The organism is Streptomyces sp. NPDC059454, assembly GCF_042749965.1.
GTDB lineage: Bacteria > Actinomycetota > Actinomycetes > Streptomycetales > Streptomycetaceae > Streptomyces.
The window spans coordinates 12,746-34,249 of the sequence record NZ_JBHYVC010000081.1; the positions used below are offsets into that span (position 1 = coordinate 12,746).

The window sequence follows — 21,504 nt, forward strand, 5'->3', positions numbered from 1 at the left end:
TCGATCAGCCGAGCTGCTCCACCACACTCGTCCCGCTGCCCGGCTGCGACTCCCACTCCCAGCTCTCCTCCAGCCGTACCCGTCCGTCGGGCAGCTCCACGACCGTCGACACGCAGTGCCCCGAGGAGGTGGTGCCGTCCCGCTTGAGCTGCACGTACCGGAAGTCCAGCCGGTCCCCCGCGCGGGTGCCCACCAGGTGCCCGCGCACGATGTCGCCGCCCGCGTACTCGGCCCAGATCTCACCGTTCCGCTCGTGGTAGACGAAGCGGGTACGGGTGCCGACCTGGCCGGGGGCCTGGTCGGCCACAGGGGCGAGGACGAGTCCGTCGAGCGACAGTGCCACGCGGAGGCTCCCTTACAAGCGCGATGTACTGCGGGCTAGGGTGGCCAACGTACAAGCACTCGCGGGAGCCCGGACGCACCGGGCTGAGAGGGAGGCTGGCGGCCTCCGACCGTACGAACCTGATCCGGGTCATGCCGGCGAAGGGAGGGGCTGGACGCCCATGTCGCCCACGCGTACCTCAGACGTCCTCGTCGTCGGGGGCGGAATCATCGGACTGGTCACGGCCTGGCGGGCCGCGCAGCGCGGTCTCGCCACGGCCGTGGTGGACCCCGAGCCGGGCGGCGGCGCCGCCCGGGTGGCCGCCGGGATGCTGGCCGCCGTCACGGAACTGCACTACGGCGAGGAGACCCTGCTCGGTCTGAACCTCGCCTCCGCGCGGCGCTATCCCGGCTTCGCGGCCGAGCTGACCGAACTGACCGGCCGCGACCTCGGCTACCGCGCGTGCGGCACGCTCGCCGTGGCGCTGGACGCCGACGACCGCGCCCACCTGCGGGAACTGCACGCCCTGCAGCAGCGGTCGGGGCTGGAGTCGCAGTGGCTGTCGGGGCGCGAGTGCCGGCGCCTGGAGCCGATGCTCGCCCCCGGCGTGCGCGGCGGCCTGCGGGTGGACGGTGACCACCGGATCGACCCCCGGCGGCTGGCGGCCGCGCTGGTCACCGCCTGTGAGCGCGCGGGCGTGAGCGTCCACCGCGCGCGGGCCGAGCGGCTCGTCGTCGCGGGAGACCGCGCGACGGGCGTCGTCACGGCCGACGGCACCGAGCTCGGCGCCGGGCAGGTGGTGCTCGCCGCGGGCAGCCTCAGCGGGCGGCTCGCGGGCGTCCCCGAGGACGTGCTGCCGCCCGTGCGTCCCGTGAAGGGACAGGTGGTACGGCTGACGATGCCCGCGCGGCACGGTCCCTTCCTGAACCGGACCGTGCGGGCCGTGGTGCGCGGCAGCCACGTCTACCTGGTGCCGCGCGAGAACGGCGAGCTGGTGATCGGGGCGACCAGCGAGGAGATGGGCTGGGACACGACGGTGACCGCGGGCGGCGTGTACGAGCTGCTGCGCGACGCCCACGAGCTGGTCCCCGGCATCACCGAGCTGCCGCTGACCGAGACCCTGGCCGGACTGCGCCCCGGCTCCCCCGACAACGCGCCGCTGCTCGGCCCGACCGGTCTCGAGGGGCTGCTGCTCGCCACCGGCCACTACCGCAACGGGGTCCTGCTGACACCGGTCACCGGCGACGCCATGGCGGAGGTCCTGACCACCGGCGCCCTGCCGGAGGTGGCCCGCCCGTTCACCCCCCGGCGCTTCGGCGCCGCCGTCCGCACGGAGCAGCCCGCATGAACGTCTCGGTCAACGGGGAGCGCCGGGAGTTCGCGCCCGGCACGGCTCTCGACCTCGTCGTGAAGTCGCTCACCGCGGCGCCCTCGGGGGTGGCCGCCGCCCTCAACGAAACCGTCGTCCCGCGCGCGCAGTGGCCCGCCACGCCCCTCTCCGAGGGTGACCGCGTGGAAGTCCTGACCGCCGTCCAGGGAGGCTGACCATGGCCGACGATCCGTTCCTCCTCGGCGGTACGCCCTTCACGTCCCGCCTGATCATGGGCACCGGCGGGGCGCCGAGCCTCGACGTGCTGGAGCGGGCGCTGGTGGCGTCCGGGACGGAGCTGACGACCGTCGCGATGCGGCGCGTGGACCCCACGGTGCACGGGTCCGTGCTGTCGGTGCTGGAGAAGCTGGGCATCCGGGTGCTGCCGAACACGGCGGGGTGCTTCACCGCCGGGGAGGCCGTGCTCACCGCGCGTCTCGCGCGGGAGGCGCTCGGCACGGACCTGATCAAGCTGGAGGTCATCGCCGACGAGCGGACCCTGCTGCCGGACCCGGTCGAGCTGCTGGACGCGGCGGAGACGCTGGTCGACGACGGGTTCACGGTGCTGCCGTACACGAACGACGATCCGGTGCTGGCGCGGAAGCTGGAGGAGGCCGGGTGTGCGGCGATCATGCCGCTGGGGTCGCCGATCGGGTCGGGGCTGGGGATCCGGAATCCGCACAACTTCGAGTTGATCGTGGAGCGGGCGGGGGTGCCGGTGATCCTGGACGCGGGGGCCGGGACCGCGTCGGACGCGGCGCTGGCGATGGAGCTGGGGTGTGCGGGGGTGATGCTGGCGTCGGCGGTCACCCGGGCGCAGGAACCGGTGCTGATGGCTTCCGCGATGCGGTGTGCGGTGGAGGCGGGGCGGCTGGCGCGGCTGGCGGGGCGGATTCCGCGGCGGTGGTACGCCGAGGCGTCGTCCCCTGCGGAGGGCATGGCCGTGCTGGATCCGGAGCGGCCGGCGTTCTAGCCCGCCGCACTCCGCGGGCGGGTTCTGCGTTTCCGTGGGCGATCGTGCCCTCAGGCCTTCAGGGCACTGGGGGAGGCACGATCGCCCGCGGTGACGCGGTACACGTCACAGGTCCGCTTCAACGGAGGTCGAAGCGGCGAAGGGTGTCGGTGGGGGCTCGTAGACTCGCTGCGTGGACACGACCCTTCAGGACCCTCTGGTCGGGCAGGTGCTCGACGGCCGGTATCGCGTCGAGGCGCGGATCGCGGTCGGCGGGATGGCCACGGTCTACCGGGCCGTGGACACCCGTCTCGACCGCGTCCTCGCGCTCAAGGTGATGCACCCCTCCCTCGCGGCCGACGGCTCGTTCGTCGAGCGGTTCATCCGCGAGGCGAAGTCGGTCGCCCGGCTGGCCCATCCGAACGTGGTGCAGGTCTTCGACCAGGGCACCGACGGGGCGTACGTCTATCTGGCGATGGAGTACATCGCCGGCTGCACCCTGCGCGACGTGCTGCGCGAGCGCGGGGCGCTCCAGCCGCGCGCCGCGCTGGACATCCTGGAGCCGGTGCTGGCCGCGCTCGGCGCCGCGCACCGGGCCGGGTTCGTGCACCGCGACATGAAGCCCGAGAACGTGTTGATAGGGGACGACGGCCGGGTCAAGGTCGCCGACTTCGGGCTGGTCCGCGCCGTGGACTCGGTGACGAACACCACGGGCACCGTGCTGGGCACGGTCTCGTACCTGGCCCCGGAGCAGATCGAGAACGGCATCGCCGACCCCCGCGTGGACGTCTACGCCTGCGGCATCCTGCTCTACGAGATGCTGACCGGCGAGAAGCCGCACGACGGCGACTCCCCCGCGATCGTGCTCTACAAGCACCTGCACGACGACGTGCCGGCCCCGTCGGCCGCCGTGCCCGGCATGGCGTACGAGCTGGACGAGCTGGTCGCGTCGGCGACCGCCCGCAACCCCGAGGTCCGCCCGCACGACGCGGTGGCGCTGCTCGCGCGGGCCCGCGCGGGGCGCGGCCGGCTCACCGCCGAACAGCTCGACGCGGTCCCGCCGCGGGCGCTGACGTCGGAGCACGACAACGCGGAGGACCGTACGAGCGTCATCCCGCGCTCGCTCGGCGTCCCCCGCCCGCTGCCCGTCAACGAGGACGAGGCCGCGGACCCCGTGCACCACACCAGCCGGTTCCGGTCACCGCCGCCGCTGCCGCCCCGGCACCGGACCGCGCTGCGGCGCGGTCCGATGGCGATCGTCGTGGCCGTGCTCCTGGTCCTCGGGGCCGGCACGGGCATCTGGTACATCAACTCCGGCCAGTTCACCAAGGTCCCACCGCTGCTGGGGAAGACCGAGCAGGAGGCCAGGGACCGGCTGGCGGACGCCGGGCTGGACACCGGCCAGGTGAAGGAGGCGTACAGCGACACCGTGGAGCGGGGCACGGTGATCAGCACCGACCCGAAGGCGGGCAGCCGCATCCGCGGCAACGACTCGGTGTCGCTGACCCTCTCCAAGGGCCCGCAGACCGTGCGGGTGCCCGACCTCGACGGCTACCCGCTGGACAAGGCGCGGGACCTGCTGAAGGACGACGGTCTGGAGCCGGGCATGGTGACCCGGGAGTTCAGTGACTCCGTGGACCGGGGCTCGGTGATCTCCACGGAGCCGGGCAAGGGCACCGAGGTCCGCGCGGGCTCGGCGGTGGCGCTGAGCGTGAGCAAGGGCAGCCCGGTGGACGTGCCGGACGTGACCGGCGACGACGCGGAGGATGCCCGCGCGGAGCTGGAGGAGGCCGGCCTCGAGGTGAGGATCGCCGCCGAGCGGGTCAACTCCGAGCACGACGCCGGCCAGGTGGCACGGCAGACGCCGGGCGCGGGGCGGCAGGCCGCCGAGGGCGACACCGTGACGCTGACGCTGTCCAAGGGCCCGGAGATGATCGAGGTGCCGGACGTGATCGGCGACAGTGTGGACGAGGCCGAGGAGAAGCTGAAGGACGCCGGGTTCGACGTGGACGAGGACCGCGGGCTGCTCGGACTCTTCGGCGACACCGTCAAGGGCCAGTCCGTGGACGGCGGGGACACCGCGCCCAAGGGCTCGACGATAACCGTCGAGATCCGCTGACGGGCGGGGCCGGCGCGCGTGGCACCCTTGACGGGTGAAGAGTGACCTGTCCGGCCCCGCCCGCAACCCGGTCGGCGGCCATGTGCCCGTGGCCGGCGGCCTGCACTCCGTCGGCCTGTCCTACGCCCGTGAGCTGAACGCCGAGACGGTGCAGGTCTTCGTCGCCAATCCGCGCGGCTGGGCCACCCCGGCCGGCAATCCGAAGCAGGACGAGGCGTTCCGCGCGGCCTGTGCGGAACAGTCGATCCCGGCGTACGTGCACGCCCCGTATCTGATCAACTTCGGCTCCCACACCGAGGCGACCGTCGAGCGGTCCGTGGAGTCGCTGCGGCACTCGCTGCGGCGCGGCCGGGAGATCGGTGCGCTGGGTGTGGTGGTGCACACGGGCAGCGCGACCGGCGGGCGGGAGCGGGCGGTGGCGCTGCGGCAGGTACGGGAGCACATGCTGCCGCTGCTCGACGAGCTCACCCATGACGACGACCCGTTCCTGCTGCTGGAGTCCACGGCGGGACAGGGCGCCTCGCTGTGCTCACGGACCTGGGACTTCGGACCGTACTTCGAGGCACTGGACGCCCATCCGAAGCTGGGCGTCTGCCTGGACACCTGCCACATCTTCGCGGCCGGCCACGACCTGACCGGGCCGAGCGGGATGCGTCAGACGCTGGATCTGCTGGTGGACACCGTCGGCGAGGGCCGGCTGAAGCTGATCCACGCCAATGACTCCATGGATGTGGTCGGCGCACACAAGGACCGGCACGCGAACATTGGCGCAGGACACATCGGCGAGGACCCGTTCCGGGCGCTGATGACGCACCCGGCGACCGAGGGCGTACCGCTGGTCATCGAGACGCCCGGCGGCAAGGAGGGACACGCCGCGGACGTGGAGCGGCTGAAGAAGCTCCGGGACGCCTGAAGAACTCCCCCAGGTCAGATCTCGGGACCGTCCCCGGGCTCCTCCTGGTAGGAGTAGCGCTGCTCCGTCCAGGGGTCGCCGACGTTGTGGTAGCCGCGCTCCTCCCAGAAGCCCCGGCGGTCGGCGGTCATGTACTCCACGCCGCGCACCCATTTGGGGCCCTTCCAGGCGTACAGATGAGGAACGATCAGTCGCAGCGGAAAGCCGTGCTCGGCGGTGAGCAGTTCCCCGTCCTTGTGGGTGGCGAAGAGGGCACGCTCGGAGGTGAAGTCGGCCAGCCGGAGGTTGGAGCTGAATCCGTACTCCGCCCAGACCATCACATGGGTGACGTCCGGTGCGGGCGGGGCGATGTCCACGACGGTGCGTGCCGGGACCCCGCCCCACTCGGCGCCGACCATGCTGAACTTGGTGACGCAGTGCAGATCGGCCTCGACGGTGGTGTACGGCAGGGCCGTGAACTCCTCGTGGTTCCAGCAGTGCTTCGCACCGTCGGCGGTGGCGCCGAAGACCCGGAACTCCCAGCGTTCGGGACGGAACTTGGGGACCGGCCCGTAGTGCGTGACCGGCCAGCCCTTCTGCAGCCGCTGCCCCGGCGGGAGCTCGAACCGCGCCGCTCCTCCTGAGGCGCGCTCCCCCGATTCGCGTTCCGCCCGCTGACCCATGTCTCCATCCTGACAGACCGGTGGCGATGCCCCTGAACCGGGCTCGACAGATTCGGTCAAAGAGGTACACAGCCGACTAAGCATGGACTTACTTACTAAGTCAATACTTACTGGACGATATCCCTCGCCGGTGCAATCATGCGCTCCAACCTGCCAGTTCCCCCGCGCGGAAGGAGCCCATGCGATGCAGGGCGACCCCGAGGTCATCGAATTCCTGAACGAGCAGCTGACCGCCGAGCTCACGGCGATCAACCAGTACTTCCTGCACTCGAAGCTGCAGGACCACAAGGGCTGGACGAAGCTCGCCGAGTACACGCGTGCGGAGTCCTTCGACGAGATGCGTCACGCCGAGGTGCTCACCGACCGCATCCTGCTGCTCGACGGCCTGCCGAACTACCAGCGGCTGTTCCACGTCCGGGTCGGGCAGAGCGTGACCGAGATGTTCCAGGCGGACCGGGAGATCGAGCTGGAGGCGATCGACCGGCTGCGCCGCGGAGTGGAGGTCATGCGCACCAAGGGCGACATCACGTCGGCCAACGTCTTCGAGGCGATCCTGGCCGACGAGGAACACCACATCGACTATCTGGACACCCAGCTGGACCTGATCGAGAAACTGGGCGAGCCGCTCTACCTGTCGACGGTCGTCGAGCAGTCCCAGCCCGACTCATCGGGCCCGGGGACGAGCGGCTTCTCGACGCACTAGGACGGGACTAGGCGGCTTCCGGGACCTTCGCCGTGAGCGGCGGCTCGCCCTGGTCGACGAGCTGCCGGCGCGGGCAGGAGCCGCGGCCGAGCAGTGCCTGGATGCGGCGTACGCAGCCGCCGCAGTCGGTGCCGGCCTTGCAGGCGGAGGCGATCTGCCGGGGCGTGCACGCTCCGGCGTCCGCGTGACTCTTCACCTGTTCCTCGGTCACACCGAAGCAACTGCAGACGAACACGCGGTTCACCTCCCGAGAAGGTACTGGGCCGAGCCGTCCCGACCCCTGATCGGTGAGGCTAACCTAACCTTACCTGTCGCCCGAAACGCACAGAAGAGGGGTGGGGCGCGATCCCGTGTGATACGCGCCCCACCCCTTCGCCGGTGTCACCGACGGAACCGGCTACTGGTCGCGGTACATCTCCGCGACCAGGAACGCCAGGTCGAGCGACTGACTGCGGTTGAGCCGCGGGTCGCAGGCCGTCTCGTAGCGCTGGTGCAGGTCGTCGACGAAGATTTCGTCGCCGCCGCCCACGCACTCGGTGACGTCGTCGCCGGTGAGCTCCACGTGGATGCCGCCCGGGTGCGTACCGAGGCCCTTGTGGACCTCGAAGAAGCCCTTGACCTCGTCGAGCACGTCGTCGAAGCGGCGGGTCTTGTGCCCCGAGGCCGCCTCGAAGGTGTTGCCGTGCATCGGGTCGGTCACCCAGGCCACGGTGGCGCCGGACGCGGTGACCTTCTCGACCAGCTCCGGGAGCTTGTCGCGGATCTTGTCCGCGCCCATCCGGACGATGAAGGTCAGCCGGCCGGGCTCGCGCTCGGGGTCGAGGCGCTCGATGTACTGCAGCGCCTCCTCGGCCGTGGTGGCCGGGCCGAGCTTGATGCCGATCGGGTTGCGGATCCGCGAGGCGAACTCGATGTGCGCGTGGTCCAGCTGCCGGGTGCGCTCACCGATCCACACCATGTGCCCGGAGACGTCGTACAGCTGCCCGGTGCGGGAGTCGACACGGGTGAGGGCGGACTCGTAGTCGAGCAGCAGCGCCTCGTGCGAGGAGAAGAACTCGACGGTCTTGAACTCCTCCGGGTCGGTGCCGCAGGCCCGCATGAAGTTCAGCGCGTTGTCGATCTCCCGGGCGAGCTGCTCGTAGCGCTGGCCGGACGGGGACGACTTCACGAAGTCCTGGTTCCAGGCGTGCACCTGGCGCAGGTCGGCGTAGCCGCCGGTGGTGAAGGCGCGCACCAGGTTCAGCGTGGACGCCGAGGCGTGGTACATGCGCTTCAGCCGCTCGGGGTCCGGGATCCGGGCCTCTTCGGTGAAGTCGAAGCCGTTGACGGAGTCGCCCCGGTAGGTGGGCAGCGTCACGCCGTCGCGGGTCTCGGTCGGCTTGGAGCGCGGCTTGGAGTACTGGCCGGCGATCCGGCCGACCTTCACGACCGGCACGGAGGCGGCGTACGTGAGGACGGCCCCCATCTGGAGGAGGGTCTTCAACTTGTTGCGGATGTGGTCGGCGGACACGCCGTCGAAGGCCTCGGCACAGTCGCCGCCCTGGAGGAGGAACGCCTCTCCCTTGGCGACGGACGCCATCCGGGCGCGCAGCTGGTCGCACTCGCCCGCGAAGACGAGCGGCGGATACGACTCGAGGTCCGCGATCACATCGCGCAGAGCCTCGGCATCGGGGTACTCGGGCTGCTGCGCCGCGGGAAGGTCTCGCCAGGTGTTGCCAGCGCTCGCGCTGGACTTAGCGTTCACGGTCACGCCCTCAACATTACGGGGTGCTCCCACGCCCTCCGGGCCGTGCCCAGAAAGTGAGACACGCAATACGTTCCGTGGACATGGGGTAGGGTGCGTCGCATGTTCGCGCACTCGACCCAGAACTGGTGGTGGCCCGCTTCTCCGGCGGCCCACTGACTGCGCGTACGCAAGACTTCGCGAAGGCCGCCCGAGGGGCGGCCTTCGGCGTTTCCCGGGGTCGTTCCTCACGCTCATGACAGCGACGAGACGAGGGACACCCCATGGACCTGGCACAGCTCCCGCACGACGACCGCCCCTTCGCCCTGCTGCGCCGCCGCACACCGGGCCACGACCACGACGTGGTCGAGCTGCTGGTCGGCCCGGTCGGCACCCGTGACCGCCTGGCCGACCTGCCCGACGAGTGCCTGGCGGTCGTCCCCTTCCGGCAGATCCGCGAGCGCGGCTTCGACGTCCGTGACGACGGCACACCCCTGCTGGTGCTGACACCCGAGGAGCGGTACGGGATCCCGCTCGCCGAGGCCCTCGACCGGCTCCCCACGCACGACGTCCGGGTGGAGGGCGGCGGCTTCGACGTCGGCGACGAGGAGTACGCGCGGATCGTCGGGCGGGTCCTCGACGAGGAGATCGGGCGGGGCGAGGGCGCCAACTTCGTGATCCGGCGGACGTACGGGGGTGAGATCCCCGGGTTCGGACGGGCCGACGCGCTGGCACTGTTCCGGCGGCTGCTCGAGGGCGAGCGGGGCGCGTACTGGACGTTCGTCGTCCACACCGGTGAGCGCACGCTCGTCGGGGCGAGCCCCGAGGTGCACGTCCGGGCGTCCGGCGGGACGGTCGTGATGAACCCGATCAGCGGAACCTACCGCTACCCCGCCGAGGGTCCGACCCCGGAGCGGCTGCTGGAGTTCCTCGCCGACGGCAAGGAGACCGAGGAACTGTCGATGGTCGTCGACGAGGAGCTCAAGATGATGTGCACCGTCGGCGACATGGGCGGGGTCGTGGTCGGGCCCCGGCTGAAGGAGATGGCGCACCTCGCGCACACCGAGTACGAGCTGCGCGGCCGGTCCTCGCTGGACGTGCGCGAGGTGCTGAAGGAGACCATGTTCGCGGCGACCGTCACCGGGTCGCCCGTGCAGAACGCCTGCCGGGTCATCGAGCGGCACGAGGCCGGCGGGCGCGGCTACTACGCGGGCGCGCTGGCCCTCGTCGGCCGCGACGAGGGCGGCGCCCAGACGCTGGACTCCCCCATCCTCATCCGCACCGCCGACATCGACGCGGCCGGGCGGCTGCGGGTGCCGGTCGGGGCCACGCTGGTGCGCGGCTCCGATCCGGCGGGCGAGGTCGCGGAGACCCACGCCAAGGCGGCCGGGGTGCTGGTCGCGCTGGGAGTGCGCCCCGGGCGCCCGCGTGAGGAGTCCGTACGGCCGGGGCTGGCCGACGACCCCCGGGTGCGGGCGGCGCTGGACGGGCGCCGGGCCTCGCTGGCGCCGTTCTGGCTGCGGATGCAGGAGCGGTCGGACGCGCTGACCGGGCACGCCCTGGTCGTCGACGGGGAGGACACCTTCACCGCGATGCTCGCCCACGTGCTGCGCGCCGCCGGGCTGGACGTGACCGTGCGGCGCTACGACGAACCGGGGCTGCGGGCGGCGGTGCTCGGGCACGACGGGCCGCTGGTGCTGGGCCCCGGACCGGGCGACCCGTCCGACCCGGCGGACCCGAAGATGCGGTTCCTGCGCGCGCTGACCGCCGACGTCATCGGGGAGAACCGGCACGGCGTCCTCGGGGTCTGCCTCGGCCACGAGCTGATCGCGGCCGAGCTGGGCCTGGAGACCGTGCGCAAGGAGGTGCCGTACCAGGGGGCGCAGACGGAGATCGACCTGTTCGGGCGGCCGGAGACGGTCGGCTTCTACAACAGCTTCGTGGCGCGCTGCGACGAGGCCACCGCGCGGGAGCTGGCCGCGCGCGGCGTCGAGGTGAGCCGCGCCGCGAACGGCGAGGTGCACGCGCTCAAGGGGCCCGGCTTCGCCGGGGTGCAGTTCCACCCCGAGTCGGTGCTGACCCTGAACGGCGCGGCGGTCGTCCGCGAGCTGGTGGGTCAGCTGCGGGGCACCAGGACGTTCTCGGAGCGGCGGCCGGCGGTGTAGTCGAGGACGTTGTTCACCGTGGTCTCGACGATCTGCCCGACGGCGTCCACGGTGTAGTAGGCCTGGTGCGAGGTGACCAGGACGTTCGGGAACGTGACGAGGCGGGCCAGGGTGTCGTCGTCGACGGCCTCCAGGGACTTGTCGAGGAAGAACAGGCCCGCCTCCGCCTCGTACACGTCCAGGCCGACGCCCGTGAAGCGGCCCTCGCGCAGCTCGGCGACGAGGGCTGCGGTGTCGATGAGGCCGCCCCGGCTGGAGTTCACCAGGACGGCGTCGTCCCGCATCGTCTTCAGGGCGTCGGCGTCGATGAGGTGCTGGGTCGCGGGGAGCAGCGGGACGTGCAGGGTGACCAGGTCGGACTCGGCGAGGAGCTGCTCCTTGGGGACGTAGGTCATGCCGAGGTCCCGGCAGGCGGGGTTCTCGGTGACGTCCCAGCCGAGCAGCCGCATGCCGAAGCCGTGGGCGATCCGGGCGAACGCCTCGCCGATCCTGCCGGTGCCGAGGACGCCCGCGGTGCGGCCGTGCATGTCGCGGCCCATCAGTCCGTCGAGCCGGAAGTCGAAGTCGCGGGTGCGGGTGGAGGCGCGGACGATCCGGCGGTTGACGGCCATGGCGAGGGTCCAGGCGAACTCGGCGACCGAGTACGGCGAGTAGGACGACACCCGGGCGACCGTCAGGCCGAGCCGTTCGGCGACCTCCAGGTCGATGTTGTTGAAGCCGGTGGAGCGCTGGGCGACCATCCGGGTGCCGCCGGCCGCGAGGTCGGAGAGCACCTCGGCGCCGAGGTCGCAGTTGACGCTGGTGGAGATGATCTCGTGTCCTGCGGCGATGGGGGCGGTGTCCGCGTTGAGGAAGACGTCGAGGCCGCGCACCTCGTGATGGCCCGCGAAGGCCCGCTCGACCAGGGGCTTCTCGTCGGCCTGCACACCGAACGCCAGGATCTCCACGGTTCCCTCCGGGGGTTGTGTCGCCGTACCGGCGAATATACGGGTGCCCCCGAGCCGTTCGGGGCAGGCACGGGGACGGTCTACTCGTCGTCGAGGCCGCGCTCTATGGCGTAGCGGACGAGCTCGACGCGGTTGTGCAGCTGGAGCTTGCCGAGGGTGTTCTGGACGTGGTTCTGCACGGTGCGGTGGGAGATGACGAGCCGTTCGGCGATCTGCTTGTAGCTGAGGCCCTTGGCGACCAGGCGCAGCACTTCGGTCTCGCGTTCGGTCAGCCGGGGTGCCCCCGGTTCGCCGTCGGCGGGGGCGGGGCCCGCCGGTTCGGAGGCGAGGCGGCGGTACTCGCCGAGGACCAGTCCGGCCAGGCCGGGGGTGAACACCGGGTCGCCGGCGGCGGTACGGCGCACCGCGTCCCGCAGGTCCTCGGTGGAGGCGGACTTCAGCAGATAGCCGGTGGCGCCGGACTTCACCGCCTCCAGGACGTCGGCGTGCTCGCCGCTCGCCGAGAGCACGAGCACCCGGACGGCGGGGTTCGCGGCGACGACCTCCTTGCAGACCTGGACGCCGGGCTTGCCGGGCAGGTTCAGGTCGAGGACGAGGACGTCGGGCACGGCGGCCCTGGCGCGGCGCACCGCCTGCTCGCCGTCGCCGGCGGTGGCGACGACCTCGAAGCCGGACTCGGACAGGTCGCGGGCGACGGCGTCGCGCCACATGGGGTGGTCGTCGACCACCATGACCTTGACCGGGTCTCTGTGGTCCCTGTGGTCCCCGGTGGTGTCCGTCATCGCTGTTCCGCCTTCCCCCGCGGGTCGTCCGCTTCGTTCCTGTCCTTGGGCACCTTCAGCTCGACCTCCGTGCCCTGCCCCGGCACGGAGATCAGTTCCGCGCTGCCGCCGAGGTCGCGCAGCCGGCCCCGGATGGACAGGGCCACGCCGAGCCGGCCCTCGCCCTCGGCCTGGGCGAGCCGGCCCTCCGGGATGCCCGGTCCGTCGTCGCGGACGGTGACGATCACCTCGTCGGGTTCGTCCTCGACCAGGATCCAGGCGCGTGCCCGCTCCCCCGCGTGCCTGCGGACGTTGTCCAGGGCGGCCCCGACGGCGGCGGCCACCTCCCGCGCGGCGGCCGGTGCCAGCCGCACCGGCGCTCCGGGCTCGGCGAGGCCGACCAGGGATCCGGCGTAGGGGGCGAGCAGGGGGCGCAGGTCGACCGGCTCGTCGTCCGCGGTGTCGTCCTCGTCCACGGCCCGTACGACGGCGCCTTGGGCGGTGTCCTCCGAGGCCCGGGAGACCGGTACGAGCCCGCCGGAGACCAGGGTGCGCAGGGCGATCTCCTGTTCCCCGGCCAGCCGGCCCAGTTCGGCGGCCTCGCCGCCGAGCACCGCGCCCCGGCGCTGCACCATGGCCAGCACCTGGAGCACGCTGTCGTGGATGTCCCGCGCGAGGCGCTCCCGCTCCCTGGTCGCGGCCTCGATCTCCAGGGCGCGGGCGAGGGTGCGCTCGGAGGCGCGGGCGACCTCGACGACGTAGCCGATGGCGATGGAGGCGACCCACACGAGGATCACGTTGTGCACGGTGTCGCGGGCGGGGCTGCCGCGTTCGACCAGGTTGGCGGCGGCGACGAGGGTGGAGGCGAGGGCCGCCCAGCGCCAGCCGCCCTTGACGGCGAACGCGAGCACCGATCCGGCGGTCCAGATGGACGGCAGCGTCGGGCCGCCCTCGTGGACGCGCTCGGGTGCGTCGGCGAGGGGCGTGAGCAGGATGCCAACGATCGCGATGGTCAGGTCGGCGGTGAGGAAGCGCTTGGTGCAGGCGGCCTCACCCGCGGTCCTGGGCAGGGTGGCCAGGGTCCACACCGCGAGGACGGCGAAGTAGCCGACGGCCAGCCAGGGGCGGGGGAACTCCTCGTGGGCGGTGGCGAACAGGCCGATCGCGTACACGAGTGTGAGGAGCCGGTAACCGGTGAGGGCGCGCCACAGCGGCTGCTCCACCGACATGCGCATGACTCGCTCGCGCCTGGCCATGTCCCCCACTCCCCCCGAGCACCGCGTCCGGGCCCTAAGGGCCGGACCGGCGCCCGTCCTGCTCCCGGTCGGCCTGCTCCATCGCGGCCTTCAGCTTCTCGGCCTGTTCCCTCTCCGCGCGGGCGAGCGCGGCCTTCGCCGCCTTCTCCGCTTCCTTCTCGGCCTTGGCCGCCTCCGTGAGCTGCCGCTTCATGGCGGTGGCGTACATGTCGACGTACTCCTGGCCGGACAGCTTCATGATCTCGTACATGACCTCGTCGGTCACCGCGCGGAGCACGAAGCGGTCGTGCTCCATGCCCCGGTAACGGCTGAAGTCCAGCGGCCTGCCGATCCGTATACCGGGCCGCATCAGCTTCGGCACGACCTGCCCGGGAGGCTGGATCTTCTCCGTGTCGATCATGGCGACCGGTATGACGGGCGCTCCGGTGGCCAGCGCCACGCGCGCGAGGCCGCCCGGCTTGCCGCGGTAGAGACGGCCGTCGGGCGAGCGGGTGCCCTCCGGGTAGATGCCGAACAGCTCACCGCGCTCGATGACCTCGATGCCGCTCCTGATCGCGGCATCGCCCGCGCCGCGCGCGCCGGAGCGGTCCACCGGGAGCTGGCCCACGCCCTTGAAGAAGGCGGCCGTCAGCCGGCCCTTCACGCCCGGGGTGGTGAAGTACTCGGCCTTGGCGATGAAGGTGACCTTGCGGTCCAGTACGGCCGGGAGGAAAAAGGAGTCGGAGAACGACAGGTGGTTGCTGGCCAGGATGGCCGGGCCCTCGGCGGGGATGTTCCCCAGGCCCTCCACCCAGGGCCTGAAGGCGAGCTTCAGCGGCCCTCCGATGGCGACCTTCATCGTGCCGTACAACAACCGAGTGCCTCCTGTGCGTGTTGGTCAGACCATATCCCGGAGCGTCGACAAGGGACCCGACGGCCCTGGTCGGTGTCAGTGCGGTCGCGTACGGTGAAGGTCCTGCAACCCGTGTGCGGCGCCTGCCGCGATCATCGTGACGTACCAGACCTTCCTACGAACAGGAGGCCGAAGGTGCCGCTCCTGACCGGAGCCGAGCCGTTCCGCCACGAGGGCGGGGAGACCGCCGTCCTCCTCTGCCACGGCTTCACCGGTTCGCCGCAGTCGCTGCGTCCCTGGGCCGAGCATCTCGCCGGGCGCGGTCTGACCGTCTCACTGCCGCTGCTGCCCGGGCACGGCACCCGCTGGCAGGACCTCGGGGTCACCGGCTGGCAGGACTGGTACGCGGAGGTGGACCGCGAGCTGCGGCTGCTGCTGGACCGCCGCGAGCGGGTGTTCGTCGCCGGTCTGTCGATGGGCGGCGCGCTGGCGCTGCGACTGGCCGCGCGGCACGGCGGTGCGGTGAGCGGGGTGATGGTCGTGAACCCCGCGAACAAGGTGCACGGGGTGGCCGCGCACGCCCTTCCGGTGCTGCGCCATCTCGTCCCCGCGACGAAGGGCATCGCGAGCGACATCGCGAAGCCGCTGAGCCGGGAGCTGGGGTACGACCGCGTGCCGCTGCACGCGGCGTACTCGCTGCGGAACTTCTTCCGGCTCGTCGACGGCGAGCTGCCCCGGGTCACCCAGCCGTTGCTGCTGCTGCGCAGCCCGCAGGACCACGTGGTGCCGCCCGCGGACTCGGCGCGGATCCTCGGCCGGGTGTCGTCGACGGACGTCACGGAGATCCTGCTGGAACAGAGCTACCACGTGGCGACGTTGGACCATGACGCGGAGCGGATCTTCCAGGAGAGCACCGCGTTCATCGGCCGGCTCGCACCCGGCGCCGTCAAGGAGTCCGGTCTCGGCACGGAAGGGACGACCACAGGTGGCTGAGCACGACTCGGACCGCGAGGACCGCGAGGAGCGCGAGGATCGCGAGCCGGAGGAGAAGGGGGTTCCCCTCGACGAGAGCGCCGCGTGGGAGGCGATCGTCGCCGGGTACGGCGAGGAGCCGCCGGACCCGCCGGGCGCCAAGCCGTTCAAGTCCATCGAGGACCTGGCCCTGCTGGAGCCCGAGACGAACGGCGACGGGGCGGAGGCCGAGGCTCCCGTCAAGGCCGAGGACAAGCCGGCCAAGCCGCTGGGCGGCTCCGTCTCCTTCGCGCCCGGCGTCGGCGGCCCGCGCGACTACAGCGTGCGGGAACCTTCGGACGACGACCTCGACGAGACCGACGAGGGCCACTTCGTCCCGCCGGAGCCGCCGCCGCTGCCGGATGCCGACGTCACGTCGAAGTTCGCCTGGCTGGGAGTGCTCGGCGGCCCGCTCCTGCTCCTGCTGGCGATCCTGCTCGGCTGGGAGATGACCTGGTGGCTGACCACCCTGTGCATCGGCGGTTTCCTGGGCGGCTTCGCCACCCTGGTGATGCGCATGCGCACGGACGACGAGGACGACGACGACCCGGGGCGGGGCGCGGTGGTCTGACCGCTGCTACGCGGCCGGGATCCTGAGGGCGGCCAGGACCGGGAGGTGGTCCGTGGCCGCCCTCAGGTCCGCCGCGCTCACCCCGGGCTGCTCGAGCGGAACCCCGCAGCCCAGCACCTCGACGCCCTTGGTGGCGAAGAGGGCGTCGATGCGCTGGTGCGGTTCGCCTCGGGGCGAGGTGTGCTCGCCGCCCCACGGTGCCGCCGCCCAGCAGTCCGTCAGGCTCTCCGTCAGCCGCCGGAAGGTCCGGCCCTCCGGCCGCTCGTTGAGATCCCCGCCCGCGACCGCGTGCTCGACGCCCATCCCGGCGAGCCGGTCCAGGAGCATGCCGCCCTGCTCGTACCGCTCGTCCTTCTGCAAGGACAGGTGACAGCTCAGCACGCCGATCCGGGCGCCCCCGAACCGTACGACGGCGGTGGCGAACCCGCGCCGGTGCAGCCCGGGGGTGAGCGGCAGCAGCACGTCCTCGGTGCGCTCGACGGTCGCCCGCAGCGAGCACAGGAGCGCGGGCCCGGCGGCGGTGGCACCCCCGGAGAGGAGGACGAGGCCCGTTTCCGAGGCGAGCCGGGCCAGCTTCTTGCGCCAGCGGAAGAACCGCGGCGCCTCCTGGAGCAGGACGAGGTCGGGCGCACAGGCGCCGATCACCCGGGCGAGGGCGCCGGTGTCGTCGCGCATGGAACGGATGTTGTAGCTCAGCACCCGGATGACGGCCGAACCGTCGGACTCGGTCCGGGAGTCGGGCAGCAGCGGAGTCGTCGCCATGCGGATCAAGATACGCCGACCGGCACGACGTTACGCGGGTCAGCGCTCCACGCGGCCGAGGAAGTCACGCCACACGGCCGAGGAGACGGCGAACCGCGGCCCGTCCTGCGTCTTGGAGTCACGCACGTGCACGGCCTCGGATGCGAAGGCCACCTCAACACAGCTGTCGCCCTCGGACCCGCTGTAGCTGCTCTTGAACCAGCGCAGCTCGCCGACGATGCTCATAGCGCTCCCCTCATCCGCTGCAACAGTCCCACCGAGTCCGCTGGGGACAGGGCGTGTGAGCGCATCCTGGCATAGCGCATCTGCATCACGCTCACCGCATCTCGGTCGGAAACCAGCTGTCCTGTCTTCTGTCCCTCCGCATACCCGAGCCACTGCCGCTCGGGGGTTTCGAGGAGCTGCATGGGCCCGTCCGTCCCCGCGTGATACGGCTGCCGCAGCGGCATGATCTGCAACTCCACGTTCCACAACGCGGTGGAGGCGAGGAGATGGTCGATCAGCTCGCGGGTGACGTCCTCACCACCGGTGTGCCGCAGCAGCACCGACTCCTCGACGATGAAACCGAACGCGATCGGCGGCCGACGTCTGAGCAGTTCCTGCCGCGTCAGCCGGGCCGCGATCCGCTGCTCCAGTTGCTCCTCACTGGGCGGAGGCGGCACGTTGAGCATCACGGCCCGCGTGTACGCCTCGGTCTGGAGCAGCCCCGGCACCACCCGGCACTCGTACGTGCACAGGCCGACCGCCACCTCCTCCAACTGGGCCCACTCCCGGAACCACACCGCCAGCCCCCGCTGCCGCCCGAGGTGCCGGACCATGGCCTGCAACACCCCGAACGCCTCCAACTCCTCCTCCGCCCGCTCGACGAAGGCGGCGGTCGGCATCCGGCGCCCCTGCTCGACCGAGGCGACGGACGCATGGGAGTAGTTGAGCCGCTCGGCGAGCTGCTCCTGTGTCATCAGGGCACGTTCTCTGAACGTCTTCAAGGCCGCCCCGAACGCCTTGAGACTGTCGGACGACTCAAGCGTGCTGCCGTTCGCCATGGACGACGACCCCCTTGTCGCGTTACCGGCACACCTTGCAGCCGTACAACGCCTCGGCAGCCGGGCGGGGTTACGCGCGGCACCTGACCACAGCCCGTACAAGCCACCGTGTACGAGCCGCATGCGATCACGAGGTGAGCTTCACCGACTGGGCGTCCAGGACCGCGCCCGGAACGGTCGGCGTAGCACTGGGATACGCCACCGTGTCGCCCGGCCTCAGGAAACGCCCCACTGGAAGCGGAGTCAGCGGTGGGAGCCCGCCAGCCAGCGCCGGACGTCCGCCATCGCCGTGCCGTCGCTGTCGGTGTCGATGGCGGCGGCCAGGTCCGCGATCGACACGGCGGTGAGGGCGCGGTACCACGCCTCTTGCGCCGCCGCCATGGCACGGGCGATGGCGCACGGGCGTGCGCACTGCTCGGCGGGGACGGCCAGCGGTCCGCGTTGCCGGATCTCGGTGCACCGGTACGCCGGCTCGGTGCCGTCGATGGCCTGGACCACTTCGAGCATGGTGACCGAGGCCGCGGGCCGGGTGAGGGCGTAGCCGCCGACCTGACCGGCTGTCGCGTGGACGATTCCCGCGCGGGACAGCGCTTGCAGGTGTTTGGCCAGGTAGGCCCGCGGGATGCCGTGCAGTTCGGCGAGCCTGGTGGCCTGTACCGGGTCGCGGCTCTGGCTGAGGGTGACGCAACTGTGCAGTGCCCACTCCACGCCGTTGGACAGCTTCATGGCACCACTCTAGCCCTTCCCGGACACTTCCTGTCCGAGTTGTGGTATCAACTCGGATAGAAATTATCCGAGATCACTTCGAAGGGTCCATGATGCATACCCAGGGCCATCCGGCCGCATCGGCACGCTCGGCACACTCGGCGCTCGGACTGGCCGCCGTAGCACTGTTCGTCGCGGCGGCCAACCTCCGGCCGGCGATCGCGGCGGTGTCACCACTGGCCGACCACATCCGCTCGGACCTGCGCTTATCGGCGACCGGCCTGTCCTTGCTGACCACCGTCCCCACGCTGGCCATGGGAGTCTGCGCGCCCGCCGCCGCGATCGTCGCCCGCCGGTTCGGGCTGCACCGTGGCGTGTTGCTGGGGCTGGCCGTCATCACCCTGGCCACCGCGGCGCGCGCCGCCGGGGCGTCCTCCTGGCTGCAACTGAGCTGTTCCGCCGCGGCCGGAGCCGGGATCGCGATAGCGCAGACCCTGCTGCCCGCCGTGGTCAAGGCCCGTTTCGCAGACCGGGTGGGACTGGTCACCGGCATCTACACGGCCGGCCTCGGACTCGGCGGCGCGGTCGCGGCCGGGGTCAGCGCGCCGCTGGCCGACGCGATCGGCTCCTGGCCGGGCGCCCTGGCCTCATGGGCGGTACTCGCGCTGGCCGGCGGCGTGCTGTGGTCCGTGGCCGGACGCACCCTCGGACCGGACGGCGTCGCCGCGCCATCGGGGCCGATGACCCGCGGGCTGCCCTGGCGTAGCGCCAAGGCATGGCGCATCACCGCGCTGGCCGCGGGGAACTCCGCGCTGTACTACTGCGAACTGGCCTGGGTGGCAGCGCTGTTGCAGGACGACGGTGGCCACAGCGCCGCTGGGGCCGGTCTGCTGCTGACCGTGATGATCTCCATCCAGGTCGTGTCCATGCTGGTCGTGCCGGCACTGCTGGGCGAAGGCCGGAGCATACGCCAGGGCCTGGTGTGGACGACCACGCTGACGGCCGTCGGGTTCCTGGGCCTGGCCTTCGCCCCGGGCGCGGCGACGTGGCTGTGGATCGTCGCGTTGGGCATCGGCCACGGCGGTCTGTTCACCCTCGTCCTCACCCTGCCCGTGGTGTCCAGCCAAGACTCCGCCGAGGCCGGCCGGATCAGCGCGATGGCCTTCTTCGTCGGCTACGCCTGCGCCGCGCTGGCACCGGTGCTGGTGGGTGCGCTGCGTGACTCCACGGGCGACTTCCACCTCGCCTTCGGCCTGCTGGGCGGACTGGCTGCCCTGATGCTGCTTCCCACAGCCCGGATGTACGACGGCAACGGCACGGAGGTCCGGCGGTGAGGATCATGCGATGCTCCGGCCCGGGGATTCCGGGTGTTCTGGATGCCCTCGGCGACGCGTACGTCAAGATCTTCACCGCTCCGCCCTGGTCCCACCGCTCCCCGGCCGTCGCGCGGCACGACTTCCAGGAACGCCTGAAACGGGATGCGCATCGCCCCGGATTCCGGGCCGTCATCGCCACGGACGAGACCGGCGCCGTGACGGGGTTCGCCACAGGGTGGATCACCCAAGCCCCGTTCCCCACGGACCGGGCCTACGGCAAGGTGCTGCGACGCCTGGGCGCCGACCGGGTCGGTGAACTGCTGATCGGTTCCTTCGAGGTCGACGAACTGGGGGTTCGTTCCCACGCCCGCGGGACCGGTCTGGGCGGACGGCTGTTGTCCGACCTCACCACCGCCGCGCCCGGCGGCCGGTCCTGGTTGCTGACCTGGGACCAGGCACATGACGCACTCGCCTTCTACCGTCGCCAGGGGTGGGAGGAGCCCGAGGCCGTGCACGGCGAGGAGACGGACATCGTCGTGTTCCTGTCGCCGCCGTAGCGACTCCCCTCGGCTGCCCGCCTCCCGTCGTGCACGGATCCCGCACCGGCGGTGGCCGAGGGCCGAGGCGCATCCGAACGGCGGGCGCCGGCGTCGTCCTCACCACCTCGGCCGCGAACGTCATGGGCCTGCCGGAGACCAGTGTCTACGCGGCCGGCAAGGCGGCCCTGCGCTCGATGGCCCGCACCCTCTCCCGCGACCTGCTGTCCCGTGGGATCCGTGTCAACGCGGTCAGTCCCGGTCCCGTGGACACGGGAATCCTGGAGCGGACGATGACGGCGGAGGCCGCCGAGCGGTTCAAGGCGGAGCGGGTCGCGGACAATCCCATGCGGCGTTTCGGCACGCCCGAGGAGATCGCCGGGGCGGCCGCGTTCCTCGCCTTCGACGCCACGTACACCGCCGGCGCCGAGCTCGCCGTGGACGGGTGCTACACCCAGCTCTGAGCGGGCTCGGACCAGGTCTCCTGGCGCAGGAGTCCGAGCAGGGCGGTCTCCGCCGGGCCCGCGTCCCGCCGGACCACGGCGATGACGGGCCGGGACAGGGCCGGGGACACCGGGCGCACGAGGTGCCCGTACCCCTGCGGCACCGCCGAGGCCGGGACGAGGGTCACCCCCAGCCCGTGGGCGGCCCAGCGCACGGCCGTCGCCGTCTGGGACACGCGGGCGGCCGTGGCCGGGGCCAGACCGTCGTCACCGTGGGCAACCCGGTTCCGCCCGCGGGGATTCCCTGGTGGCGGTCACGGCCGCGGCCGGCCGCGCCGGGCGGGGTGAGGCGGGCGGGGGCGGGCGGGGTGGGGGGGGGGGTGCGAAGTCCGG

24 protein-coding genes, 2 pseudogenes and 1 riboswitch are annotated in these 21,504 nt (G+C 72.0%); of the genes and pseudogenes, 13 read left to right on the forward strand and 13 right to left on the reverse strand.

The window, feature by feature from the left end:
• Positions 1-4: 4 nt before the first annotated feature.
• Entirely contained in the window at positions 5-343 is a 339-nt protein-coding gene (locus ACFXAE_RS33090; protein ID WP_384722369.1) for a hypothetical protein, read from the reverse strand.
• Between the two features lie 51 nt (positions 344-394).
• Positions 395-506, forward strand: a riboswitch (TPP riboswitch).
• Here ACFXAE_RS33090 and thiO point away from each other — a divergent pair.
• The 5 genes from thiO to ACFXAE_RS33115 all read left to right on the forward strand — a co-directional run bounded on the left by thiO (position 504) and on the right by ACFXAE_RS33115 (position 5,675).
• Complete coding sequence (gene thiO, locus ACFXAE_RS33095; RefSeq protein WP_384722372.1) at positions 504-1,670, forward strand: glycine oxidase ThiO; 1,167 nt, start codon at positions 504-506, stop codon at positions 1,668-1,670. Its footprint overlaps the riboswitch before it by 3 nt.
• On the forward strand, positions 1,667-1,867 hold the full coding sequence (gene thiS / locus ACFXAE_RS33100) for a sulfur carrier protein ThiS (RefSeq protein ID WP_030859005.1): 201 nt from the start codon (positions 1,667-1,669) through the stop codon (positions 1,865-1,867). Before thiO ends, thiS begins: the two co-directional genes overlap by 4 nt.
• Before the next feature lie 2 nt (positions 1,868-1,869).
• A complete protein-coding gene (locus ACFXAE_RS33105) occupies positions 1,870-2,664 on the forward strand; it encodes a thiazole synthase (protein ID WP_384722376.1) in 795 nt (264 codons plus the stop codon).
• A 172-nt stretch (positions 2,665-2,836) separates the two neighbouring features.
• Positions 2,837-4,762 carry a Stk1 family PASTA domain-containing Ser/Thr kinase gene (pknB, locus tag ACFXAE_RS33110; protein ID WP_384722379.1) on the forward strand — a complete coding sequence of 642 codons (1,926 nt, stop codon included), beginning with the start codon at positions 2,837-2,839 and terminating at the stop codon, positions 4,760-4,762.
• A 34-nt stretch (positions 4,763-4,796) separates the two neighbouring features.
• Entirely contained in the window at positions 4,797-5,675 is an 879-nt protein-coding gene (locus ACFXAE_RS33115; protein ID WP_384722382.1) for a deoxyribonuclease IV, read from the forward strand.
• Positions 5,676-5,689: 14 nt separating this feature from the next.
• Here the strand turns inward: ACFXAE_RS33115 and ACFXAE_RS33120 are convergent, their stop codons facing one another.
• Entirely contained in the window at positions 5,690-6,337 is a 648-nt protein-coding gene (locus ACFXAE_RS33120; protein WP_384722385.1) for a sulfite oxidase-like oxidoreductase, read from the reverse strand.
• Between the two features lie 184 nt (positions 6,338-6,521).
• On the opposite strand from ACFXAE_RS33120, the gene bfr reads away from it, so the two are divergent.
• Positions 6,522-7,040: a bacterioferritin gene (gene bfr, locus ACFXAE_RS33125; RefSeq protein WP_384722388.1), complete on the forward strand. Its 519-nt coding sequence runs from the start codon at positions 6,522-6,524 to the stop codon at positions 7,038-7,040.
• Positions 7,041-7,047: 7 nt separating this feature from the next.
• Here the strand turns inward: bfr and ACFXAE_RS33130 are convergent, their stop codons facing one another.
• Both ACFXAE_RS33130 and ACFXAE_RS33135 read right to left on the reverse strand, forming a co-directional pair.
• Complete coding sequence (locus tag ACFXAE_RS33130; protein WP_344556010.1) at positions 7,048-7,284, reverse strand: (2Fe-2S)-binding protein; 237 nt, start codon at positions 7,282-7,284, stop codon at positions 7,048-7,050.
• A gap of 153 nt (positions 7,285-7,437) precedes the next feature.
• On the reverse strand, positions 7,438-8,790 hold the full coding sequence (locus ACFXAE_RS33135) for a class II 3-deoxy-7-phosphoheptulonate synthase (protein ID WP_384722391.1): 1,353 nt from the start codon (positions 8,788-8,790) through the stop codon (positions 7,438-7,440).
• 96 nt (positions 8,791-8,886) lie between these two features.
• Between ACFXAE_RS33135 and ACFXAE_RS33140 the strand changes: the two genes are divergently transcribed.
• The gene (locus ACFXAE_RS33140; RefSeq protein WP_107062014.1) at positions 8,887-8,943 is read left to right on the forward strand and encodes a trp operon leader peptide; all 57 of its coding nucleotides are present in this window, start codon (positions 8,887-8,889) and stop codon (positions 8,941-8,943) included.
• A 104-nt stretch (positions 8,944-9,047) separates the two neighbouring features.
• Positions 9,048-10,928: an anthranilate synthase family protein gene (locus ACFXAE_RS33145; protein WP_384722394.1), complete on the forward strand. Its 1,881-nt coding sequence runs from the start codon at positions 9,048-9,050 to the stop codon at positions 10,926-10,928.
• Here ACFXAE_RS33145 and ACFXAE_RS33150 read toward each other — a convergent pair.
• From ACFXAE_RS33150 to ACFXAE_RS33165, 4 genes are all read right to left on the reverse strand, one after another.
• Positions 10,880-11,875, reverse strand: a complete 996-nt coding sequence (locus ACFXAE_RS33150; RefSeq protein WP_384722397.1) for a 2-hydroxyacid dehydrogenase — start codon at positions 11,873-11,875, stop codon at positions 10,880-10,882. The genes ACFXAE_RS33145 and ACFXAE_RS33150 overlap by 49 nt on opposite strands.
• A gap of 80 nt (positions 11,876-11,955) precedes the next feature.
• Positions 11,956-12,657 (reverse strand): response regulator, encoded by a 702-nt coding sequence (locus ACFXAE_RS33155; RefSeq protein ID WP_384722400.1) that lies wholly within the window; start codon positions 12,655-12,657, stop codon positions 11,956-11,958.
• A complete protein-coding gene (macS, locus tag ACFXAE_RS33160) occupies positions 12,654-13,892 on the reverse strand; it encodes a MacS family sensor histidine kinase (RefSeq protein ID WP_384722403.1) in 1,239 nt (412 codons plus the stop codon). Before macS ends, ACFXAE_RS33155 begins: the two co-directional genes overlap by 4 nt.
• Before the next feature lie 34 nt (positions 13,893-13,926).
• Positions 13,927-14,730, reverse strand: coding sequence for a lysophospholipid acyltransferase family protein (locus ACFXAE_RS33165; protein ID WP_384722427.1), 804 nt, complete (start codon positions 14,728-14,730; stop codon positions 13,927-13,929).
• 189 nt (positions 14,731-14,919) lie between these two features.
• On the opposite strand from ACFXAE_RS33165, the gene ACFXAE_RS33170 reads away from it, so the two are divergent.
• Together ACFXAE_RS33170 and ACFXAE_RS33175 are read left to right on the forward strand one after the other, a co-directional pair.
• Positions 14,920-15,717, forward strand: a complete 798-nt coding sequence (locus ACFXAE_RS33170) for an alpha/beta hydrolase (RefSeq protein WP_384722406.1) — start codon at positions 14,920-14,922, stop codon at positions 15,715-15,717.
• Positions 15,710-16,306 (forward strand): hypothetical protein, encoded by a 597-nt coding sequence (locus ACFXAE_RS33175; protein ID WP_384722409.1) that lies wholly within the window; start codon positions 15,710-15,712, stop codon positions 16,304-16,306. The genes ACFXAE_RS33170 and ACFXAE_RS33175 overlap by 8 nt, the downstream gene beginning before the upstream one ends.
• Before the next feature lie 6 nt (positions 16,307-16,312).
• On the opposite strand, the gene ACFXAE_RS33180 is transcribed toward ACFXAE_RS33175, so the two are convergent.
• The 4 genes from ACFXAE_RS33180 to ACFXAE_RS33195 form a co-directional block, all read right to left on the reverse strand.
• Complete coding sequence (locus ACFXAE_RS33180) at positions 16,313-17,068, reverse strand: endonuclease/exonuclease/phosphatase family protein (protein WP_384722412.1); 756 nt, start codon at positions 17,066-17,068, stop codon at positions 16,313-16,315.
• A 39-nt stretch (positions 17,069-17,107) separates the two neighbouring features.
• Positions 17,108-17,293 (reverse strand): DUF397 domain-containing protein, encoded by a 186-nt coding sequence (locus tag ACFXAE_RS33185; RefSeq protein ID WP_384722415.1) that lies wholly within the window; start codon positions 17,291-17,293, stop codon positions 17,108-17,110.
• Positions 17,290-18,111, reverse strand: coding sequence for a Scr1 family TA system antitoxin-like transcriptional regulator (locus ACFXAE_RS33190; protein WP_384722418.1), 822 nt, complete (start codon positions 18,109-18,111; stop codon positions 17,290-17,292). The genes ACFXAE_RS33185 and ACFXAE_RS33190 overlap by 4 nt, the downstream gene beginning before the upstream one ends.
• Positions 18,112-18,354: 243 nt before the next feature.
• Positions 18,355-18,837 (reverse strand): RrF2 family transcriptional regulator, encoded by a 483-nt coding sequence (locus ACFXAE_RS33195; protein ID WP_384722421.1) that lies wholly within the window; start codon positions 18,835-18,837, stop codon positions 18,355-18,357.
• 89 nt (positions 18,838-18,926) lie between these two features.
• Here ACFXAE_RS33195 and ACFXAE_RS33200 point away from each other — a divergent pair, with 89 nt between their 5' ends.
• The 3 genes and pseudogenes from ACFXAE_RS33200 to ACFXAE_RS33210 form a co-directional block, all read left to right on the forward strand.
• The gene (locus tag ACFXAE_RS33200) at positions 18,927-20,150 is read left to right on the forward strand and encodes a CynX/NimT family MFS transporter (RefSeq protein WP_384722424.1); all 1,224 of its coding nucleotides are present in this window, start codon (positions 18,927-18,929) and stop codon (positions 20,148-20,150) included.
• Positions 20,151-20,155: 5 nt separating this feature from the next.
• On the forward strand, positions 20,156-20,689 hold the full coding sequence (locus ACFXAE_RS33205; RefSeq protein ID WP_384722430.1) for a GNAT family N-acetyltransferase: 534 nt from the start codon (positions 20,156-20,158) through the stop codon (positions 20,687-20,689).
• Between the two features lie 83 nt (positions 20,690-20,772).
• Positions 20,773-21,132: pseudogene (locus tag ACFXAE_RS33210) on the forward strand (SDR family oxidoreductase); the annotation flags it as partial.
• On the opposite strand, the pseudogene ACFXAE_RS33215 reads toward ACFXAE_RS33210, so the two are convergent.
• Positions 21,117-21,380, reverse strand: a pseudogene (locus tag ACFXAE_RS33215) (LysR substrate-binding domain-containing protein); the annotation flags it as partial. The pseudogenes ACFXAE_RS33210 and ACFXAE_RS33215 overlap by 16 nt on opposite strands.
• Positions 21,381-21,504: the final 124 nt, after the last annotated feature.